This window comes from Streptomyces lincolnensis (assembly GCF_021173675.1).
GTDB classification, from domain to species: Bacteria; Actinomycetota; Actinomycetes; order Streptomycetales; family Streptomycetaceae; genus Streptomyces; species Streptomyces lincolnensis_B.
Genome location: NZ_JAIHON010000005.1, coordinates 217931 through 237402 on the forward strand (window position 1 = coordinate 217931; position 19472 = coordinate 237402).

Below are 19472 nucleotides of genomic sequence, written 5' to 3' on the forward strand. Positions count from 1 at the left end.
GGGCAGGACGGATCACAGCACGGGAGAGGGATGTGACGGCGACACCACCGCAGCCGGAATCGCCGTTGGTGCCGCGCGCACACCACCCCGCAGCTCGCGCCCCACGCGCCGGGCGCCCCGCACGGCACGCCCTGCGCGACACCCTCACCCTGGTCACGCTCCCGCTCGTCGTCGCGCTCGCGCTGCCCGCCGCCTTCGCCGGTGGCGGCACCCGGCGCTGGTTCGGCGGGCGGGCGGAGAACCAGCGGGCCGAGGCGCAGGCCGCGAAGGACGCCGCCGCGGCCGCGTTCTACGAGCTGGACACCGCGCAGCGGGATCTGCGGATCTCGATCGAGACCATCACGGCGGTGGACGACTCCCCCGCCGCCCGGCGCGCGGTCGCCGACTTCCAGGCGGTCAGCGCCCGGATCGACGAGGTCAGCCACCAGTACATCCAGGCCGTGGACGCGCACGACCTGGACCGGGACGACCTGGAGGCCTCGGCCGCCTCCCAGGCGCGTACCGCGCTGACCCGGGCGAAGGACGACCTGACCAACGTCAAGCGGGAGCTGGACCGTTTCGGCGACAGCCTGGGGCCGCTGATCGGCAAGGCCGAGACCCAGCTGGCCCGCCTCGCCCCCGCCGTCGAGCGGGCCCGGCAGGGGCTGCTGGCCGCCTCCAACGCCCTGGACGCCGTACGGGGGTCGGGGCTGAAGGCGGACGATCTGGCGGCCCGGCTCGCCGCCCTCGGGCCCGAGCTGACCAAGCTGAACCAGGGCGCGGGGCAGCACGGCGTGCCGCAGACGCTGGAGCGGGCCGAGCGGGTGTCCCGAGAGGCGGAGTCGGTCCGGGTGGAGGCCGAGCGGCTGCCGGAGCGGGCCGCCGAGATCGACCACCGGCTGGTGTCCCTGCGGACCCGTGCCCAGGCGCTCACCACGCGCGCCGGGCAGGTCGAGCCGGTCCTGAGCGAGCTGCGCCGCCGGTTCGCCGCCGCCTGCTGGCAGGACCTCCAGCACGTCCCCGACCAGGCCGCCCGGAACGTGGAGCAGGCCGAGCTGAAGCTGCGCGAGGCGCGGGCCGCGCGCGACGAGCAGCGCTGGGCGGACGCCACCGCCCTGCTCTCCACCGTCCGGGCACTGCTGAACACCACCGACGAGTCCGTCTCCGCCGCCGGCGACCGGCTGCGCCGCCTGAACGCCGTGCAGAAGGACCCGCAGCAGGAGATCGACCGCACGCGTTTCGCGATCCGGGACGCCCAGCGTCTGGCCATGGCCGGCCGCAACACCCCCGACCCCCGGCACGCCCGCCCCCTGGACGACGCGGTCGCCCGCCTCGACCGCGCGATCGGCACGCTGGAGGGGCGCCACCCCGACTACTGGCACTTCCTGACCGAGACCGAGGCGGTGCGGCAGACGGTGGCGCGGGTGGTGTCCCAGATCCGCGACGACCGCGGCGCCGGTCACTGAGACGCCCTACGACGGTCCGCGGCGGCCGGATACCCTGTGCCCATGCCTCGCTACGAGTACCGCTGCCGGACCTGCGGCGACACCTTCGAACTGAGCCGTCCGATGGCGGAGTCCGCCGCGCCCGCCGACTGCCCCGCGGGCCACGACGACACGGTGAAGCTGCTGTCCACGGTGGCGGTCGGCGGCTCGTCCGCCGCGCCCGCCCCCGCGCCCCGCGCGGGCGGCGGCGGTGGGGGCGGCTGCTGCGGCGGGGGCTCCTGCGGCTGACGCGACCCTCGTGGCCTGACACCACCGTCGCGGCCTGACACCACCGTCGCGGCCGGCGCCCGAGGCAACCTTCCTCAGGCTCCCTTCAGCTCCGGATCCCTACGGTGGCAGGCATGACAGCCGCACCGCAGTGGATCAACGGGCTCATGGACACGCTGGGCGCGCCCGGCGCCGGTATCGCCATCGCCCTGGAGAACCTCTTCCCCCCGCTCCCGAGCGAGGTGATCCTGCCGCTCGCGGGTTTCGCGGCGAGCACCGGACAGATGAACCTGTGGGCCGCCCTGCTGTGGACGACCGCGGGTTCGGTGGTCGGCGCGCTCGCGCTCTACGGTGTCGGCGCGCTGCTCGGCCGTGACCGCACGGTGGCGATCGCGGCCCGGCTGCCGCTGGTGAAGGTCTCCGACATCGAGAAGACGGAGGCCTGGTTCCTCAAGCACGGCACCAAGGCGGTCTTCTTCGGCCGGATGATCCCCATCTTCCGCAGCCTGATCTCCGTACCGGCCGGCGTCGAGCGCATGCCCCTGCCCGTCTTCCTCGGCCTGACCACGCTGGGCAGCGCCATCTGGAACACGGTGTTCGTCCTCGCCGGGTACGCGCTGGGCGACAACTGGGCCCAGGTCACCGACATGGTCTCCGCCTACTCCAAGGTGGTCCTGGTGGCGGCCGTCCTGGCCCTGGCCGCCTTCGTCGTCGTACGACTGCTGCGGCGCCCCGGACCGGGACGCCGCAGGTCGGGCACACCGCGCGAGAGCGAACCGGCGGGGCGTTAGCCGGTTCGGGCCTCGCGCAGGAACTCGCGCAGGATCCGCTCGCCCGCCAGCACGCCCCGCTCCGGCAGCGCGGCGATCGCCGGGGCGGTCCAGGCGGCGTCGGCGAGTTCGCCGTGGCCGGGGCGCCAGCCCTTGTCGGATGCGAGGAGGAGGTCGGCGTCGAGGAGGGAGTCGCCGGCGGCGAGGGTCAGCGCGGCGCCGGTGCGGCGGGCGACCTCGCGCATGGCGGCGCTCTTGGTGAGCGGTTTGGGGACGGCGTAGATCTTGCGGCCCTGGAGGGAGACCGTCCAGCCGCGGTTCTCCGCCCAGACGGCGAGTTCCTTCACCCAGTCCTCGGGGAGCAGTTCGCGTTCGACGACCAGGTAGGCGAAGAGGTCCTCGGCGACGCGGTGCTTGCGCACCCACAGCGGGTCGGCGGAGGCCATCAGGTGCTCGCGGATCTCGTCGAGCGGGGCGCACTCCTCGGCGAGCCGGGCCTGTACGCGCGCGTGCCAGTCGGCGTCGGTGACGCCGTCGACGAGAAGGTGCCCGCCATTGGCGCAGATCGCGTACGTCGGCGTGGGGCCCGGCAGGTTGATGCGCTGGTACTGCTTGCGGGTGCGGGTGGTCGTCGGGACGAAGACGGCCGCGTCCCCGAGTTCGGTGAGCAGTGCGGCCGAGGTCTCGGTCATGAACGACAGTGGCCTGCTCTCGTGCACCTCGACGCACAGCAGCCTGGGCGCCCGGGCGTCCGGCATGGTCAGCGCGAGGGCCGCGGCGGAGTAGATGAGCGTACGGTCGAGATCGCTGGCGACGAGCACCGGTGCGGACATCAGGCGTTCACCGCCCTGCCGTCGGCGCCCGTGGCGCCCCGCGTGTACTTGGGGTGGATCAACCCCACGCAGGTGTACGGGAGTTCGGCGACCTCTTCCACCGGGACACCTCTCTGTTCGGCGAGCAGTCGGACATGGTCGAGGTCGGCGCCCGCACCGGCCTTCGCGAGGATCTTCCAGGGCACCCGGCGCAGCAGCACCCGGGTGGTCTCGCCGACGCCGGGCTTGACGAGGTTGACGTCGTGGATGCCGTACTCCTCGCTGATGCGCTCCACGGCGGCCCAGCCCTCCCAGGTGGGTGCGCGGTCGCCGGACAGCAGTTCCTTGGTGTGCGCGTCGACGGCGTCCACGACCTCGGGGAAGCGGGCGGCGACGGCGTCCAGGAAGGCCACGGAGACGTCGGTGTCGGCGAGTTCGCGGTAGAACTTCGCGCCGTGGAAGTCGTTCGGGCCGACCAGGTCCGCGCGCAGGACGGTGCGGGAGATCAGGCCGGAGACCGTGGAGTTGAGGCACGCGGACGGGATCAGGAAGTCCTCGCGGGTGCCGTACGTCTTCACGCACGAGCCGGGGTCGGCCAGCACCGCTATCTCCGGGTCGAAGCCGGTGATGCCGTCGGAGTCCTCGAACTCCTTGACGGCGTCGGCGAGTTCGCGGGTGATGGCGCCCTTGCCGGTCCAGCCGTCGACGAAGACGACGTCCCGGGGGTCGTGGTGGGCGGCCAGCCAGCGCAGGGCGTTGGCGTCGATGCCCCGGCCGCGGACGATCGAGACGGCGTAGTGGGGCAGGTCCAGGCCGTGCCGGAACTGGGCCCAGCGGCGCATCAGCACGCCGACGGGCGTGCCGGCGCGGGCCAGCGAGACGAGCACGGGGCGCGGGGAGCGCTCGGCGAGGACGAGTTCGGTGACCGCGCCGACCGCCTGCGCGATCCGCGCCGCCGACGTCTCCAGTGCCGCGTGGAACAGCTCCTGGTACTGCTCGCTGGGCTGGTACTCCACCGGCAGCGACTCCGCGTAGTGCGCGCCGCCGCTCTGGATGGCCTCCTCGCGCTCCTCGGTCGGCGCCTCCAGCGTCACGTCCGAGAGGTCCTGGAGCAGCCAGCCGACCTCCTCCGGAGCGTAACTGGAGAAGGCGGGGCCTCGGAGGGGCTCGGGGAGCATGGGGGGCCTTTCGGGGGTGTAGCTGGGGACGACCGCGAGGACGACCTGCCGGGTGTGTGCGGCGAGTTGGGCCAGGAGGCCGTCGGGGGCGTGCAGTTCGGGGGTGTCGGCGACCGAGTCGACCACGGCGACGACCGCGTCGAAGCCGGCGCCGGCGATGTTGTAGGCGTAGCGGTCGCCGGGGCCGTCGGCGGGGGTGTCGTGGGCGGGGAAGGTGAGGCGGGTGCGGATGGCGTAGCCGGGGTCGTCCACGGCGAGGACGGGTGAGCGGGTGGTGGTGGAGTAGGTGACGTCTACGTCCTCGACGGTCCGCTCCAGTTCGTGGGCGAGCCTCAGGGGCGTGTACATCAGCTCTTCGAAGCCGAGGATGTGGACGCGGTGGGCTGTGGCGGGGAGGGCTTGTGCGAGCTGGGCCGCCATCTCGGGGAGGGCGGCTTCCAGGCGTATTCGGTGGGCCGGTGTGAAGCCGTGGCGGCCGCCGTCTGGGAGGTTTCGGGGCCAGAAGAGGTCCACGCGGTCGAATGCCGGGTGCGGGTCTGTGGGGGCTGGTCGCGCCCGCGCGGCGGTAGCCGCAGATTCAACACAGCCCCGCGCCCCTAGGGTGCTTCCCTCGAACCTTGCTACCAATTCCTGGCCTTTTTCCAGCACCCCCTCCGGCAGGTTCACCGTGCCCGATGCTGCTGCTACCAGGTCCACCCTCGCGCCTATCTCCTCCGCGAAGGTGTCCAGGCGGCCCGCGTCCGCCTCCGACCGCATGTCCACCAGGGCGACCACCACGTACCGGCCCCGCGGGTACCGCGCGTGCAGATCCCGGATCGTGTTGAGGACCGTGTTGCCCGTGGAGAACTCGTCGTCTACAAGGACCAACGGGCCGTCGCCGGACAGGAGCCCCGGGTCTTCCGGCAACAAGAGATGCGACGTGGCGTGGGAGTGGGACTCCTCGAAGCCGCCTGCCGGGGTGAGGCCCGGGACCGGGCGGCGGGTGGAGTGGAGGTAGGGGGCGAGGCCGATGCCGTCGGCGACGGAGTGGCCGAGGCCGGTGGCGGTCTCGGCGTAGCCGAGGACGACCGCGCGGCCCGCCTCCTCGGTGCCCAGCAGCTCCCGCACCCGGCGGCCGAGGGTGACCCCGTGGTCGTAGACCACGCTCGGCGACTGGGGTACGTGCTTGCCGAGGACGTGGGAGACGAGCAGGTGGGCCCGCTTGGGGTTGCGGCGCAGGGCGAGCCCCAGGAGGTCGGTCAGCTGATCGTCGCCCACGAGTTCGACGCCGAGCCGTTCGGCGACCCACGTCCCGGACCAGACCCCGTCCGGTCCCGGCCGGCCCCCGTCGTTCACTGCCTTGTTCATACGTCCCTAGGTGTTCGGCGTTGATTCAGCCGGGGATTCCGGCGGCGAGGAGCTCCACGAAGCCGATGTCCTCGTTGGCCACACCGAAGACCTCGGCGCGCAGCAGGGTCCGCTCGGCCCAGGCGCGGTGCGGCTTCACTTCGTTCATTTTGTTCGTGTACTGCGACCTGAGCACCCCGCCGCCGCCGCGCTCCGGCCGCAGGATGTCCTGGGCGTCGCTGAACTCCTCGTGGCTGACCACGGAGAGCGCGTGCACGGGCAGCACGTGGGAGGGGTGGATGCAGGTCTTGCCGAGCAGGCCGTTGGCCTGGTCGAGGGAGATCTCGCGGAGCAGCCCGTCCATGGCGTGCTCGATGAGCGCCTCGCGCAGTTCCTCGGCCTGGCCCTCCAGGAAGGGGCTGCGGCGCAGCTGGGGCTTGAACATGCGCTCCTGGACGCGGAAGTACTCCCAGACCGGTCCGGTCACCGTGAAGCCGGTGCCGTCGGCCCGGCCGAGCATGTTCACCACGTCGGCGATGACCGAGGCGACGATCTGGACGTCCCAGGCGGTCATGTCGGGGGCGCGGCGCAGGCCGTAGGAGGAGCAGAAGTCGGTCACGCCGAGGCGGAGCGCCAGCACGCGGTCGCGGTACTTGTCGACGGCGCGGGCGATGCCCTCCAGGGTCTCCACCCGTGACTCGCGGTACATCAGCTCGGGCGACTCCAGCACGGGCATGGCGAACAGCCGGCGTCCGCTGGCCGCCTCGGCGCCGGAGAGGGCCTCCAGGAAGGGGATGCCGCGCTCCTCGGTGAACTTCGGCAGCACGAATCCGGACAGCAGCCGGACGGCGGGGCCGAGCCGTCGTACGAGGTCGGGGATCTGCTGGGGGGAGCGGACCCGGACGAACAGCAGCGGGAGATCGATGCCCGTGCGGCCGGCGAGGTCGGTGAACTGTCGTACGAGGTTCTCCTCGGCGTCCGCGACGTCCTCGTCGCCGATCGAGTCCTCCAGGCACAGCACCATGGAGACCACGCCGCGTCCGGTCTGCTTGACGACGTCGTCGGCGAGCCGGGGCCGGGTGGCCGGACTGTAGAGCGTGGCGCCCAGGGCCGCGGAGAGCAGCCGGGCCGAGGAGTCGGCGGTGAACTCGCAGGGCTCCTGGTGGAACAGACGCTGCCGCACCTCAGGGGCGATGTGCCCGAAATGACGCATAGAGCTCCCCCGTGTTGACTGAGCGTCCTCCTGTGACCGATTCACAGGTGGCCGGTAATAGTACGTAGAGACCCATGTCGGGGGTTCCCGCCGGGCATGAATTTCTGGTAACGCGGACGAACACAGCCGAACACGGCTGTATCGACACCATGACGACACCCCGGGGAATCCGGCACCCCCGCGTTGTCGTGACCAGGACCGAGAGGGCAGGATGACCGCATGACGCACGCGATGCTGAAGGGGTCGAACGTCCCGCTCAAGACCACCACGGTACGCGCCGTGCTGCGCTGGGCGCCCGGGCAGGGGGTCCCGGTCGTCGACGCCTCGGCGCTGCTCCTCGGCCCCGGCGGTCGTGTGCGATCCGACGAGGACTTCGTCTTCTACAACCAGCCCCGGCACCCTTCCGGGAAGGTCTGGCTCCTCGGCAAGAAGCGGGTGGCCGAGGGTCCCACCGATACGATCCAGACAGATCTGGCCGGTGTCGAGTCCGACGTCGGCCAGATTCTTCTGGTCGCTTCGGCGGACGGCGCCACGTTCGACCGGGTGCAGGGTCTGCGCATCCTGCTGTACGACGCCACGGCCGCCGACGGTGAGCCGCTGGCGTACTTCGACATCAAGCCGGAGACCGGCCGGGAGACCGCCCTGATCTGCGGCGAGCTGTACCGCCGTGGCGAGGGCTGGAAGTTCCGCGCGCTGGGTGAGGGCTATCTGGACGGCCTCCAGGACCTGGCGACCGACTACGGCATCTCGGTGGACGAGTCGGAGGGCCTGGACTCCCCGGCCGCCCCGGACGAGCTCGCGACGACGGTCGTCCCGCCGTCGCCCGCCACCCAGCAGGCCTCGGAGATCTCCCAGCCCCTGCCCCCGGAGCAGCCGACGGTCGTCCCGGCCCCGCCGGCCACCGCCGTCCCCGCCCAGCCCGCCTACGGCTACCCCCAGCAGCCCGCGGCGGCCACGGCCCAGCCGGCCTACGGCTATCCCCCGGCGGTATCGACCCTCCCGGACCCGGACTTCAGGCTGCCGCCGCAGGGGCCGCAGTTCATCGGGCGGTAAAGGCGTTACCGCTCGGCCTTCGCCTTGTAGCCCCGCCCCCACTGCAGTCCCCACCCGTACAGCCGGTCCAGCTCGCCCTGGAAGCCGTAGACGAACCGCACCTCGCGCCGGACCATCAGCTCGCCCTTCACGTTCTCGATCATCACCACCGCGCAGGACCGGGCCTGCGGATGCCGCTCGTCGAGATGTATCTCGATCCGCGGCCCGTTGCTCGGGTAGAGCGTGACGATCGCGTGCGTACGGTCGAACGCCGGCGTCTGGTCGTAGATGTACACGAACACCAGCAGCCGCTTGATGGCGTCCTTGTGGTCGAGGTTGACGTACATCGTCTCCCCGGACGCCGACCCGAACCGGTCGTCCCCGCTGAGCTTCACGTACGGCGCCCCGTTGGTGTCCCCGAGGAGGCCGCCCAGCGGCTGTACGACCCCCTTGGTGCCGTCGGCGAGTTCGTACAGGCATCCCAGGTCGAGGTCGACGTTGACCATGCTCTGGCTGTGTCCGAGGACCTCCGGCGGTTTGAGCGCCTTGAAGGGGTGCCGCAGCAGGCTCTCCCGCTGGGACCCGCCCAGGTCGGAGGTCCGCATCCGCCAGGCCAGGTTGATGCGCAGATGCCCGGTGGCCGCGCCCTGCTTGGTGAGGGAGACCTGGCTGTGCCGTTTGGTCAGTTCGATGGCGTTGGTGGCGGCGTTTCCCGAGTCGAAGTCGGTTTCGCGGCCGCGCCAGAGTCCGTCGAAGAAGCCCATTCCCGCCCCAGTTCGCTGTCGACGCGGCTGCCGTGGCAGCCGTCAAAGCCCGGCGGGGCGGCGCCGGGGAGTCGTCCCCGACACCGCCCCGCTCAGAGCGTTCCTCATGCAGAAGCTGATCACACCCCGGACGACACCTCAGTCTTGTCGTCCGAGCCCGCCGCTTTTCCCTCGGCGGCCGCGATCGCCTTGTTGCGGCGCACGGAGGACCAGAAGGACCAGGCGATCAGGATCACGCCGATCGAGCCGGTGATGAGCTCGTGGATCTCGTACTGGATGGTGACCAGCAGGATGATGGCGAGGGCGCCGATCGCGTAGTGGGCGCCGTGCTCCAGGTAGACGTAGTCGTCGAGGGTGCCCTGGCGGACCAGGTACACGGTCAGCGACCGGACGTACATGGCGCCGATGCCGAGGCCGAGGGCCATCAGGACGATGTCGTTGGTGATGGCGAAGGCGCCGATCACGCCGTCGAAGGAGAAGGACGCGTCGAGGACTTCCAGGTAGAGGAACATGAAGAACGCCGCCCGGCCGACCAGGACGATGGCCGACTTGGGCTTGCCCTCGCGCTCGGCCTGCTCCTCGGCCTCGTGCTCGCGCTCCTCCTCCTCTTCGAGCTTGTCCTCGAAGTAGCCGGAGAGGCCGCCGACGATCATGTAGGTGATCAGGCCCGCGACACCGGAGATGAGGACCGTCTCCGCCTTGTCGACGTGGGTGCCGCCGTGCTGGTGGGCGTGGGTGGCGAAGGTCATCGCGGAGATCAGCAGGATGATCAGGGCGATGCAGACCGACAGCATGTCGATCTTCCCGAGCTTGGCGAGCGGACGCTCCAGCCAGCCGAGCCACTTGATGTCACGGTCCTCGAAGATGAAGTCGAGGAAGATCATCAGCAGGAACATGCCGCCGAAGGCGGCGATGGACGGGTGGGCGTCCGTCACCAGCTGCTGGTAACGGTCCTTGTCGGTCAGGGCGAGGTCGACGGCCTCGATGGGACCCATGGAGGCGCTGACCGCCACGATGACGACGGGGAAGACCAGTCGCATGCCGAAGACCGCGATGAGGATGCCGATGGTGAGGAAGATCTTCTGCCAGAAGGCACTCATCTTCTTCAGGATCCCGGCGTTGACCACCGCGTTGTCGAACGAGAGGGAGATCTCGAGGACGGAAAGGATCGCCACGACACCGAAGGCGGTCCACCCCCCGTAGAAGACCGCCGCGACGAGGCCGAGCGCGGTGACCGCGAACGACCAGCCGAAGGTTTTCAGAACCACTGGCTACCCAATCCTCTAAGTACGGATCTCTACCACGCCGTACTCGGCTTTACGAAACATTGACTCCGAAGTCTAGAGCGATGCCCCGCAGTCCCGACGCGTACCCCTGGCCGACCGCCCTGAACTTCCATTCGCCCTGATGGCGATAGACCTCGCCGAAGATCATCGCGGTCTCGGTGGAGGCGTCCTCGCTGAGGTCGTACCGGGCGAGTTCCTGGCCGTCGGCCTGGTTGACCACGCGGATGAAGGCGTTGCTGACCTGGCCGAAGGTCTGGCCGCGCTCGTCGGCCATGTGGATGGAGACGGGGAAGATGATCTTGTCGCACTGCGGCGGCACCTTGGAGAGGTCGATCAGCAGCGACTCGTCGTCGCCCTCGCCCTCACCGGTGAGGTTGTCACCGGTGTGCTCGACCGAGCCGTCCGGACTCTTGAGCTGGTTGTAGAAGATGAACCACTCGTCCCCCATCACACGCCCGTTGGTGCACATCAGGGCGCTGGCGTCGAGGTCGAAGTCGGCTCCGGTGGTGGATCGAGCGTCCCAGCCGAGCCCGATCATCACCTGGGTGAGATTGGGTGCGGCCTTGGACAGGGAGACATTGCCTCCCTTGGCGAGCGTGACGCCCATTGCGCTGGTCCCTCCCCGAGACGGTGGTGCTTCACTGCTTGTCCTGCGCGTCCGGCGCCGCACGCAAACCGTGCGGCGCCGGACGAAGACCCCCAGGGTCAGACGTTCACACCGAAGTCCTGGGCGATGCCGCGCAGACCGGAGGCATAGCCCTGGCCGATGGCACGGAACTTCCACTCCGCGCCGTGCCGGTAGAGCTCGCCGAAGACCATGGCGGTCTCGGTGGAGGCGTCCTCGGAGAGGTCGTAGCGCGCGATCTCGGCGCCGCCGGCCTGGTTCACGACGCGGATGAACGCGTTGCGGACCTGACCGAAGGACTGCTGGCGGTTCTCGGCGTCGTAGATCGAGACCGGGAAGACGATCTTCTCGACGTCGGCCGGGACGGCGGCGAGGTTGACCTTGATCTGCTCGTCGTCGCCCTCGCCCTCACCGGTGAGGTTGTCACCGGTGTGCTCGACCGAGCCGTCGGCGCTCTTGAGGTTGTTGAAGAACACGAAGTTGGCGTCGCTGCTGACCTTGCCCTCGGCGTTCGTCAGCAGTGCGCTGGCGTCGAGGTCGAAGTCCGTGCCGGTCGTGGTGCGGATGTCCCACCCCAGACCGACGACGACCGCGGTCAGTCCCGGCGCCTCCTTGCTCAGAGATACGTTGCCGCCCTTGCTGAGGCTGACTCCCACGAGTCCTCCATTGGTGTCCAGGGGCGGGGAGCCCCGCCGTGCGTTCGATGTCGGATCAACGAGTCGATCCTAGTGACGGGTTCCCGCACCACGCATGCCTTGGAACCGAAGAATCAGAGGGTGTCGAGCGCCTTGACGTAGTCGTTCAGGTCACGGGCGTCGGGCAGGGCGTTGACGACGGTCCAGCGGACCACGCCCTCCTTGTCGATGACGAAGGTGCCGCGCACCGCGCAGCCCTTGTCCTCGGCGAAGACGCCGTAGGCGCGAGAGACCTCGCCGTGCGGCCAGAAGTCGCTGAGCAGGGGGTAGTCCAGGCCCTCCTGCTCGGCGAAGACGCGCAGGGTGTGGATGGAGTCGTTGGAGACGGCGAGCAGCTGGGTGTCCCGGTCGGAGAACTTCGGGAGGTTGTCGCGCAGCTCGCACAGCTCGCCGGTGCACACACCGGTGAAGGCGAAGGGGTAGAAGAGCAGCACGACGTTCTTGGCTCCGCGGAAGTCGGAGAGCCGGACGGTCGCGCCGTGGTTGTCCTTGAGCTCGAAGTCGGGGGCCTTGTCGCCGACCTGGATCGCCATCGCCTCGGATGTCCCTTCGGTGGGGCTGTTCGGGTGACTCCCACCCTACGCAGCGATCACCGCACGGCTTCGGACGGGCCGGTGCTGGACCGGCCCGTCCGGCGTTCGGGCCTACTTCTTGGTCTTGGCGGCCTTGGGCGTCACCAGCCTGCTGCCGCTCCAGTCCTTGCCGACGCTGACGCTCTTGGACGCGGAGAGGCCGGCCGTCGTCGCGGCTTCGGAGATGTCGCTCGGCTCCACGTAGCCGTCACGCCCGGTCTTGGGCGTCAGCAGCAGGATCGAACCGCCTTCTTCGATGTACGTGGTGGCGTCCACCAGCACATCCGTCAGGTCGCCGTCCTCGTCGCGGAACCACAGCACCACGGCATCCGCTACGTCGTCGTAGTCCTCGTCCACGAGGTCGCTGCCGATGACTTCCTCAATGGCCTCGCGGAGTTCCTGGTCTACGTCGTCGTCGTAGCCGATCTCCTGGACCACCTGCTCGGGCTGGAACCCCAGCCTGACGGCAGGGCTCGTCCGCTCCTCCGCGTGGTCCGCGGTCGCGCTCACGGGTTGCCTCCTGATCATGTCTTGGTGAATGTCCAGCCACGCGCGTGCGCGAAGCATTGGCCGTAGTCCACACGGGCGGGGCGGATCGCGCAAGTACCCGGCCGTTCAGACCGCCGAAACGGTGACGATCCCGGCCGTGTCGCCGCAACCTACGGCACCCGGTTCCAGCCCTGCGTGACACACGCCACACCTTTCTGCCCCCTTTGTACGCTTGGGAACCCGAGAGCGTTCACGCGGGGCCTGGTTACCCCAGAGTAGAGATGACGTTTGCTTCCCCGAGGTACACGATGGGGAACGGTGCAGGCATACCGAAATTGCAGCGAAACCCAGGGAAATGCAGCCCTCTGACAGGTAAGGAACAGCGTGGCTTCCGGATCCGATCGCAACCCGATCATCATTGGCGGCCTTCCGAGTCAGGTTCCTGACTTCGATCCCGAGGAAACCCAGGAGTGGCTCGACTCCCTCGACGCCGCGGTGGACGAGCGCGGCCGGGAGCGGGCCCGCTATCTGATGCTGCGGCTGATCGAGCGGGCCCGCGAGAAGCGCGTGGCCGTGCCCGAGATGCGCAGCACGGACTACGTCAACACCATCCCCACCAAGAGCGAGCCGTTCTTCCCGGGCAACGAGGAGATCGAGCGCAGGATCCTCAACGCCACCCGCTGGAACGCGGCCGTGATGGTCTCGCGCGCCCAGCGGCCCGGCATCGGCGTCGGCGGCCACATCGCCACGTTCGCCTCCTCCGCCTCGCTCTACGACGTCGGCTTCAACCACTTCTTCCGCGGCAAGGACGAGGGCGACGGCGGCGACCAGGTCTTCTTCCAGGGCCACGCCTCGCCGGGCATCTACGCCCGCGCGTTCCTGCTGGACCGGCTCAGCGAGCAGAACCTCGACGCCTTCCGGCAGGAGCGCTCCAAGGCGCCGTACGGCCTGTCCAGCTACCCGCACCCGCGGCTGATGCCGGACTTCTGGGAGTTCCCGACCGTGTCGATGGGCCTCGGCCCGATCGGCGCGATCTTCCAGGCCCGGATGAACCGCTACATGCACGCGCGCGAGATCGCGGACACCTCGAAGTCGCACGTGTGGGCGTTCCTGGGCGACGGCGAGATGGACGAGCCCGAGTCGCTCGGCCAGCTGTCCATCGCCGCCCGTGAGGGCCTGGACAACCTGACCTTCGTCGTCAACTGCAACCTCCAGCGGCTCGACGGCCCGGTGCGCGGCAACGGCAAGATCATCCAGGAGCTGGAGTCGATCTTCCGGGGCGCCGGCTGGAACGTCATCAAGCTGGTGTGGGACCGCACCTGGGACCCGCTGCTCGCCCAGGACCGCGACGGTGTGCTGGTCAACCGGATGAACACCACGCCGGACGGCCAGTTCCAGACGTACGCCACCGAGACCGGCGCGTACATCCGCGACCACTTCTTCGGTGACGACCAGCGGCTGCGCGCGATGGTCGAGAACATGACCGACGACCAGATCCTGCACCTGGGGCGCGGCGGCCACGACCACCGGAAGATCTTCGCGGCGTTCTCGGCGGCCAAGGCGCACAAGGGCCAGCCGACGGTCATCCTCGCCAAGACGATCAAGGGCTGGACGCTCGGTCCCAACTTCGAGGGCCGCAACGCCACGCACCAGATGAAGAAGCTCACGGTCGACGACCTCAAGGGCTTCCGCGACCGGCTGCACCTGCCGATCTCCGACAAGGAGCTGGAGTCCGGCGCGCCGCCGTACTACCACCCGGGCCGGGACTCGGAGGAGATCCAGTACATGCACGACCGCCGGAAGTCCCTCGGCGGCTATGTCCCGACCCGTGTCGTGCGCTCGAAGCCGCTCGCGCTGCCCGAGGACAAGACGTACGCGACCGTGAAGAAGGGCTCCGGCCAGCAGTCGATCGCCACCACCATGGCCTTCGTACGACTGCTCAAGGACCTCATGCGGGACAAGGAGATCGGGCGTCGCTTCGTACTGATCGCGCCGGACGAGTACCGCACGTTCGGCATGGACTCCTTCTTCCCGAGCGCGAAGATCTACAACCCGCTCGGGCAGCAGTACGAGGCCGTGGACCGGGATCTGCTGCTCGCGTACAAGGAGTCGCCGCAGGGCCAGATGCTGCACGACGGCATCTCGGAGGCGGGCTGCACGGCCTCGCTGATCGCGGCGGGTTCGGCGTACGCCACGCACGGCGAGCCGCTGATCCCGGTGTACGTCTTCTACTCGATGTTCGGTTTCCAGCGCACCGGTGACCAGTTCTGGCAGATGTCGGACCAGTTGGCGCGTGGTTTCGTGCTGGGTGCGACCGCGGGCCGTACGACGCTGACCGGTGAGGGGCTCCAGCACGCGGACGGGCACTCGCAGTTGCTCGCCTCGACCAACCCGGGCTGTGTGGCGTACGACCCGGCGTTCGGGTTCGAGATCGCGCACATCGTGCAGGACGGTCTGCGCCGGATGTACGGCTCCTCCGAGGAGCACCCGCACGGCGAGGACGTCTTCTACTACCTCACCGTCTACAACGAGCCGATCCAGCACCCGGCCGAGCCGGCGAACGTGGACGCCGAGGGCATCCTCAAGGGCATCCACCGCTTCAGCGAGGGCACCTCGGGCTCGATCCCGGCGCAGATCATGGCGTCGGGCGTCGCGGTGCCGTGGGCGGTCGAGGCGCAGAGGATCCTCGCCGAGGAGTGGAACGTCAAGGCCGACGTGTGGTCGGCGACCTCCTGGAACGAGCTGCGGCGCGAGGCCGTGGAGTGCGAGGAGCACAACCTGCTGCATCCCGAGGAGGAGCAGCGGGTGCCGTACGTGACGCGGAAGCTGACCGGTGCGGAGGGACCGTTCGTGGCCGTGTCCGACTGGATGCGGTCGGTTCCGGACCAGATCTCGCGGTGGGTGCCGGGGACGTACCAGTCGCTGGGCGCGGACGGTTTCGGCTTCGCGGACACCCGGGGGGCGGCCCGCCGGCACTTCCACATCGACGCGCAGTCGATCGTGCTGGGTGTGCTGACCGAGCTGGCCAAGGCGGGCAAGGTGGACCGGTCGGCCCTGAAGCAGGCCGTGGACCGCTACCAGCTGCTCGACGTCTCGGCCGCGGACCCGGGGGCCGCGGGCGGCGACGCGTAGCGTTCGCGCCGCCGTCAACGGATGAAGGGTGGTGGGGCCTCGGGCCCCACCACCCTTCACCACTTCTTTACGATGCCGCCATGAAGGAAGAATCGGCGCAGGTCCGTTGGGAACGGCGCACTCAACGGCCGCTGTTGGCGCTGGCGGTGCTGTTCGCCGTCGCCTATGCCGTGCCCATAGTGGTCAGCCCGGCGAGCGAGAAGCTGACGACGGCGTGCACGGCGGTCGAGTGGGGGGTGTGGGCGGCGTTCGCCGCCGACTACGGGGTACGGCTGTGGCTGTCACCGGCCAGGCCGGCCTTCGTCCGCACGCACTGGCTGGACCTGGTCGCGGTGCTGCTGCCGCTGATACAGCCCCTTCGGCTGCTGCGGCTGGTCTCGACGCTGCTGCTGGTGCAGCGGCGGGCCCGGATGGCCTCCCAGATCCGGCTGACGACGTATGTCGCGGGCGCGGTGGTCGGGCTGCTGATGTTCGGCTCGCTGGCCGTGCTGTCGGTGGAGCGGGAGTCGCCCGACGGGAACATCCGGACGCTGGGTGACGCGGTGTGGTGGTCCTTCACCACGATGACCACCGTGGGCTACGGCGACCACGCCCCGACCACCGGCCTGGGCCGGGTGATCGCCGTCGGCCTCATGCTCTCCGGGATCGCGCTGCTCGGTGTCGTGACCGCGAACATCGCCGCCTGGTTCATCTCGCGCTTCGAGAAGGACGACGTCGAGGAACGCCGCCAGACCGAGGCGATCCGCCTGCTCACCGACGAGGTCCGGGCCCTGCGCGCCGAGGTCGCCTCACTCCGGAGCACCACGGCCGAGAGATGACCCCCTCGTCCGGAGAGGAGCGGGCCCCCGGTCGTCCCACCGGGGGCCCTTCCCTCACTCGCCCCGGGTCAGAACATGCCCGTACCCGGGGTCGCCGCTCCGGCGAGCCAGATGACCGCCAGGAGCGTGTCGATGACGCCCAACACCAGGGCGACCAGGGCCGGCAACGGGCGAGAGCCCGACCAGCTACGGCCCAGTGCAAGCCAACCGCAGACGATCGCGACCGGGCCGAGGATGATGCCCAGTACGAAAAATCCGGCGACCGCGCAGATGGCTCCGATGATTCCGAGCGTCGCGCGATCCGGCCCGCTCCGTGACCACGTCCGGCTACGTGAGCGGGGGTACCTGCGCGTTCCGTGTCCGAAGCCCGCCATCATCAACTCCCAGAACCCCTCGGTGAATTCGGGTGCGTTCTCGGGTTCGTGGATGCGGGTACCCCGGTCGCGGGGACTAATCCTCCGGGTTTCTACTACTGCCGGCCTCCGGTGCCGGCCTTGCGGCGCGCCGCCCCCCTCCGGCAGCGCGCCGCAGCACCGGTCACCCTCCTTGTCGTACGAACGCCCCGCATGTGCCTGGGGAATGTGCCGTACCGGAGGGCTTGACCCACTGTGACGTGCGGCGCCTGCCGGGTGGGAGAAATCTTTAGCGTTGTCACCCTGATAGGGGAACTACGCCCGATTCTCCCGGGGTTGACCGTGCCGTGTGCCATAGGCGTCAGATGTGACCGACGCCCGCTCCCGCCTCCGCGTTCGCGCCGCGCTTGGTGAGCATCGCGACGAGGACGGCGACGACGGCGACCCCGGCGGCGACCAGGGACGCCAGGCTCATGCCGGAGATGAAGGTGTCGTGCGCGACGCCGGTGATCTTCGTGGCGATCGCCTCGGGCGTACCCGGGGCGATGGGCGGCACGCCGACCTGGACCGCCTCCGAGGCCTGGTGCTCCTGGGCCGCGGTGAGCGGCGGGAGTCCGGCGTCGGCCCAGTTGCCCGCCAGGTCGCTGTCGACCTTGGAGGCCATCACCGCGCCGAGGACGGCCGTACCGAGGCTGCCGCCGATCTGCATCGCGGCCTGCTGGAGACCACCGGCGACACCGGAGAGCTCCATGGGGGCGTTGCCGACGATGACCTCGGTGGCGCCCACCATGACGGGCGCGAGGCCGAGGCCCAGCAGGGCGAACCAGAGCGACATCACACCGCTGCCGGTGTCCGTCTCCAGCGTGGACATGCCGTACATGGCGAGCGCGGTGCACGCCATACCGCCGGCCAACGGCACCCGCGGGCCGAGCTTGGTGATCATCGCGCCCGCGAGCGGGGAGCCGACGATCATCATGCCGGTGAGAGGGAGGAGGTGCAGGCCGGCGTCGATCGGGCTCATGCCGTGGACGTTCTGGAGGTAGAACGTCACGAAGAACAGGCCGCCCATGAAGGCGATGGCCATCAGGACCATCAGGACCACACCCGCCGACAGCGGGACCGAGCGGAACAGCCCCAGCGGGATCAGCGGCTCCTTGACCTTCGTCTCCCAGAAGGCGAAGGCGGCGAAGAGCACGATCGAGCCGACGATGAACGCCCACGTCTTGCCGTCGCCCCAGCCCCACTCGGGAGCCTTGATCAGCGCCCAGACCAGGCAGAACATCGCGGCCGACAGCAGCGCGATGCCCAGCAGGTCGAAGGAGCGCGGAGCGTTCTCCGCACGGTGGTCGAGCAGGATCCAGACGCCGAGGGCGACGGCGAGGATGCCCACCGGCACGTTGATGAAGAACACCGACTGCCAGTTGACGTGCTCGACGAGCACACCGCCGAGGATCGGGCCGCCCGCGGTGGAGGCACCGATGACCATGCCCCAGATACCGATGGCCATGTTCAGCTTCTCGGCCGGGAAGGTCGCGCGCAGCAGACCGAGCGCGGCCGGCATCAGCAGCGCGCCGAACAGGCCCTGCAGGACGCGGAAGGTGACGACCAGCGCGATGCTGCTGGACATGCCGATGGCACCGGACGCCGCCGCGAAGCCGACGACACCGATCAGGAAGGTCTGGCGGTGGCCGAACCGGTCACCGAGCTTGCCCGCGGTGATCAGGGAGACCGCGAGGGCGAGGAAGTAGCCGTTGGTGATCCACTGGACCTCCGCGAAGGACGCGTTCAGGTCCTTCTGGATGGCCGGGTTGGCGATGGCCACGATGGTGCCGTCGAGGGCCACCATCATGACCCCGACCGCGACGGTTATGAGGGTGAACCACGGGTGGCCGCGCAGGCCGGACGCCGATGCCCCGCCGGACGGGGTGGATGGCGCCTGATCCCCCGGCCCCGTCTTGTCGAGGGTGGTCTGACTAGTCATGTGTTCGAGGCTAGTGACAGCCACTGACAATTGACAAACCAATTCATAAGTCAGTAACTGACCTGTATGGAAACACTGCGGGAACGCAAGCGTCAGCGCACCCGGGACGCGCTGGTGCGGGCCGCCCTCGAACTGTTCACCACCCGCGGATACGAGGGGACGACCGTCGACGACATCGCCGAGGCCGTAGACGTCTCGCAGCGCACCTTCTTCCGCTACTTCGCCGGCAAGGAGCAGGCCGCCCTCGCCGTCCACGAGATGACGGTCGAGCACTTCCTCGGTGCCGTGCGCGAGCGCCCGCCGCACGAGGCCCCGATGGAGGCCCTGCGCCAGGCGGTGCTGGAGGGCTGGGACACGCTCAACGAGGTCGTCGAGTCCGTCGTACCCCTTGAGCTGTTCCTGCGGATGTTCCGGGTGATCGAGTCGACGCCGGTGCTGCTCGCCGCCCACCTGCGCCGCTCCACGGAGATCGAGGACACCCTCGCGCGGATCCTCGCCGAGCGCGAGGGTCTCGACGTGGACGCCGACCCCCGGCCCCGCGTGCTGGTGGCGGTCTTCGGCGGGGTGATGCGGCTGACGGAACGGCAGTGGTACGCGGACGGGGACGCCGGCCTGGACGCCATGCGGGCACTGACCGTCTCATATCTCGAACAGGTGGGGCCCGTACTCACCGGCGCCTGGCGAACACCCTGAGGTAGTCGGCCCATACACCGAAACGTGATACCCGTCACTCGA

Annotated in this window: 18 protein-coding genes; 7 read left to right on the plus strand and 11 right to left on the minus strand. The window is 69.7% G+C overall.

From position 1 onward, the window contains the following. Positions 1 to 32 precede the first annotated feature (32 nt). The 3 genes from K4B79_RS15295 to K4B79_RS15305 all read left to right on the plus strand — a co-directional run bounded on the left by K4B79_RS15295 (position 33) and on the right by K4B79_RS15305 (position 2482). The gene (locus K4B79_RS15295; RefSeq protein ID WP_232027124.1) at positions 33 to 1445 is read left to right on the plus strand and encodes a hypothetical protein; all 1413 of its coding nucleotides are present in this window, start codon (positions 33 to 35) and stop codon (positions 1443 to 1445) included. A gap of 42 nt (positions 1446 to 1487) precedes the next feature. Then, complete coding sequence (locus K4B79_RS15300; protein WP_232027125.1) at positions 1488 to 1712, plus strand: FmdB family zinc ribbon protein; 225 nt, start codon at positions 1488 to 1490, stop codon at positions 1710 to 1712. A gap of 113 nt (positions 1713 to 1825) precedes the next feature. Beyond that, entirely contained in the window at positions 1826 to 2482 is a 657-nt protein-coding gene (locus tag K4B79_RS15305; RefSeq protein ID WP_232027126.1) for a DedA family protein, read from the plus strand. On the opposite strand, the gene K4B79_RS15310 is transcribed toward K4B79_RS15305, so the two are convergent. Genes K4B79_RS15310 through K4B79_RS15320 form a run of 3 tightly spaced genes read right to left on the minus strand, consistent with a single transcriptional unit; the run spans position 2479 to position 6990 of the window. Next, positions 2479 to 3294, minus strand: a complete 816-nt coding sequence (locus K4B79_RS15310; RefSeq protein ID WP_232027127.1) for an HAD family hydrolase — start codon at positions 3292 to 3294, stop codon at positions 2479 to 2481. The genes K4B79_RS15305 and K4B79_RS15310 overlap by 4 nt on opposite strands. Beyond that, positions 3294 to 5798 carry a phosphoribosyltransferase gene (locus tag K4B79_RS15315; protein ID WP_232027128.1) on the minus strand — a complete coding sequence of 835 codons (2505 nt, stop codon included), beginning with the start codon at positions 5796 to 5798 and terminating at the stop codon, positions 3294 to 3296. The genes K4B79_RS15310 and K4B79_RS15315 overlap by 1 nt, the downstream gene beginning before the upstream one ends. A 25-nt stretch (positions 5799 to 5823) precedes the next feature. Continuing rightward, on the minus strand, positions 5824 to 6990 hold the full coding sequence (locus K4B79_RS15320; protein ID WP_232027129.1) for an HpcH/HpaI aldolase/citrate lyase family protein: 1167 nt from the start codon (positions 6988 to 6990) through the stop codon (positions 5824 to 5826). 219 nt (positions 6991 to 7209) lie between these two features. On the opposite strand from K4B79_RS15320, the gene K4B79_RS15325 reads away from it, so the two are divergent. Beyond that, the gene (locus K4B79_RS15325; RefSeq protein WP_232027130.1) at positions 7210 to 8043 is read left to right on the plus strand and encodes a TerD family protein; all 834 of its coding nucleotides are present in this window, start codon (positions 7210 to 7212) and stop codon (positions 8041 to 8043) included. Between the two features lie 5 nt (positions 8044 to 8048). Here K4B79_RS15325 and K4B79_RS15330 read toward each other — a convergent pair whose 3' ends face one another. From K4B79_RS15330 to K4B79_RS15355, 6 genes are all read right to left on the minus strand, one after another. Further along, positions 8049 to 8786 (minus strand): TerD family protein, encoded by a 738-nt coding sequence (locus tag K4B79_RS15330; protein ID WP_232027131.1) that lies wholly within the window; start codon positions 8784 to 8786, stop codon positions 8049 to 8051. Between the two features lie 119 nt (positions 8787 to 8905). Continuing rightward, on the minus strand, positions 8906 to 10054 hold the full coding sequence (locus tag K4B79_RS15335) for a DUF475 domain-containing protein (RefSeq protein ID WP_232027132.1): 1149 nt from the start codon (positions 10052 to 10054) through the stop codon (positions 8906 to 8908). A 49-nt stretch (positions 10055 to 10103) separates the two neighbouring features. Beyond that, complete coding sequence (locus tag K4B79_RS15340) at positions 10104 to 10679, minus strand: TerD family protein (RefSeq protein ID WP_232027133.1); 576 nt, start codon at positions 10677 to 10679, stop codon at positions 10104 to 10106. 98 nt (positions 10680 to 10777) lie between these two features. Continuing rightward, positions 10778 to 11353, minus strand: a complete 576-nt coding sequence (locus K4B79_RS15345; protein ID WP_232027134.1) for a TerD family protein — start codon at positions 11351 to 11353, stop codon at positions 10778 to 10780. Positions 11354 to 11466: 113 nt separating this feature from the next. Further along, entirely contained in the window at positions 11467 to 11925 is a 459-nt protein-coding gene (locus K4B79_RS15350; protein ID WP_232027135.1) for a peroxiredoxin, read from the minus strand. 111 nt (positions 11926 to 12036) lie between these two features. Next, entirely contained in the window at positions 12037 to 12474 is a 438-nt protein-coding gene (locus K4B79_RS15355) for a DUF3052 domain-containing protein (RefSeq protein WP_232027136.1), read from the minus strand. A 363-nt stretch (positions 12475 to 12837) separates the two neighbouring features. Here K4B79_RS15355 and aceE point away from each other — a divergent pair, with 363 nt between their 5' ends. Both aceE and K4B79_RS15365 read left to right on the plus strand, forming a co-directional pair. Then, positions 12838 to 15585, plus strand: coding sequence for a pyruvate dehydrogenase (acetyl-transferring), homodimeric type (aceE, locus tag K4B79_RS15360; RefSeq protein ID WP_232027137.1), 2748 nt, complete (start codon positions 12838 to 12840; stop codon positions 15583 to 15585). A gap of 80 nt (positions 15586 to 15665) precedes the next feature. Further along, on the plus strand, positions 15666 to 16403 hold the full coding sequence (locus K4B79_RS15365; protein WP_232027138.1) for a potassium channel family protein: 738 nt from the start codon (positions 15666 to 15668) through the stop codon (positions 16401 to 16403). A 68-nt stretch (positions 16404 to 16471) separates the two neighbouring features. Here the strand turns inward: K4B79_RS15365 and K4B79_RS15370 are convergent, their stop codons facing one another. Then, positions 16472 to 16780: a small hydrophobic protein gene (locus K4B79_RS15370; protein ID WP_232027139.1), complete on the minus strand. Its 309-nt coding sequence runs from the start codon at positions 16778 to 16780 to the stop codon at positions 16472 to 16474. Positions 16781 to 17117: 337 nt separating this feature from the next. Next, entirely contained in the window at positions 17118 to 18737 is a 1620-nt protein-coding gene (locus tag K4B79_RS15375; protein WP_232027140.1) for an MFS transporter, read from the minus strand. A 66-nt stretch (positions 18738 to 18803) separates the two neighbouring features. On the opposite strand from K4B79_RS15375, the gene K4B79_RS15380 reads away from it, so the two are divergent. Continuing rightward, entirely contained in the window at positions 18804 to 19430 is a 627-nt protein-coding gene (locus K4B79_RS15380) for a TetR family transcriptional regulator (RefSeq protein WP_232027141.1), read from the plus strand. The last annotated feature ends 42 nt before the right edge of the window (positions 19431 to 19472 follow it).

Coding starts and splice junctions, on each gene's coding strand:
- K4B79_RS15300 (WP_232027125.1), top strand. CDS start 1,488: ATGCCTCGCTACGAGTACCGCTGCCGGACCTGCGGCGACACCTTCGAA.
- K4B79_RS15305 (WP_232027126.1), top strand. CDS start 1,826: ATGACAGCCGCACCGCAGTGGATCAACGGGCTCATGGACACGCTGGGC.
- K4B79_RS15310 (WP_232027127.1), bottom strand. CDS start 3,294: ATGTCCGCACCGGTGCTCGTCGCCAGCGATCTCGACCGTACGCTCATC.
- K4B79_RS15315 (WP_232027128.1), bottom strand. CDS start 5,798: ATGAACAAGGCAGTGAACGACGGGGGCCGGCCGGGACCGGACGGGGTC.
- K4B79_RS15320 (WP_232027129.1), bottom strand. CDS start 6,990: ATGCGTCATTTCGGGCACATCGCCCCTGAGGTGCGGCAGCGTCTGTTC.
- K4B79_RS15325 (WP_232027130.1), top strand. CDS start 7,210: ATGACGCACGCGATGCTGAAGGGGTCGAACGTCCCGCTCAAGACCACC.
- K4B79_RS15330 (WP_232027131.1), bottom strand. CDS start 8,786: ATGGGCTTCTTCGACGGACTCTGGCGCGGCCGCGAAACCGACTTCGAC.
- K4B79_RS15340 (WP_232027133.1), bottom strand. CDS start 10,679: ATGGGCGTCACGCTCGCCAAGGGAGGCAATGTCTCCCTGTCCAAGGCC.
- K4B79_RS15350 (WP_232027135.1), bottom strand. CDS start 11,925: ATGGCGATCCAGGTCGGCGACAAGGCCCCCGACTTCGAGCTCAAGGAC.
- K4B79_RS15365 (WP_232027138.1), top strand. CDS start 15,666: ATGAAGGAAGAATCGGCGCAGGTCCGTTGGGAACGGCGCACTCAACGG.
- K4B79_RS15370 (WP_232027139.1), bottom strand. CDS start 16,780: ATGATGGCGGGCTTCGGACACGGAACGCGCAGGTACCCCCGCTCACGT.
- K4B79_RS15375 (WP_232027140.1), bottom strand. CDS start 18,737: ATGACTAGTCAGACCACCCTCGACAAGACGGGGCCGGGGGATCAGGCG.
- K4B79_RS15380 (WP_232027141.1), top strand. CDS start 18,804: ATGGAAACACTGCGGGAACGCAAGCGTCAGCGCACCCGGGACGCGCTG.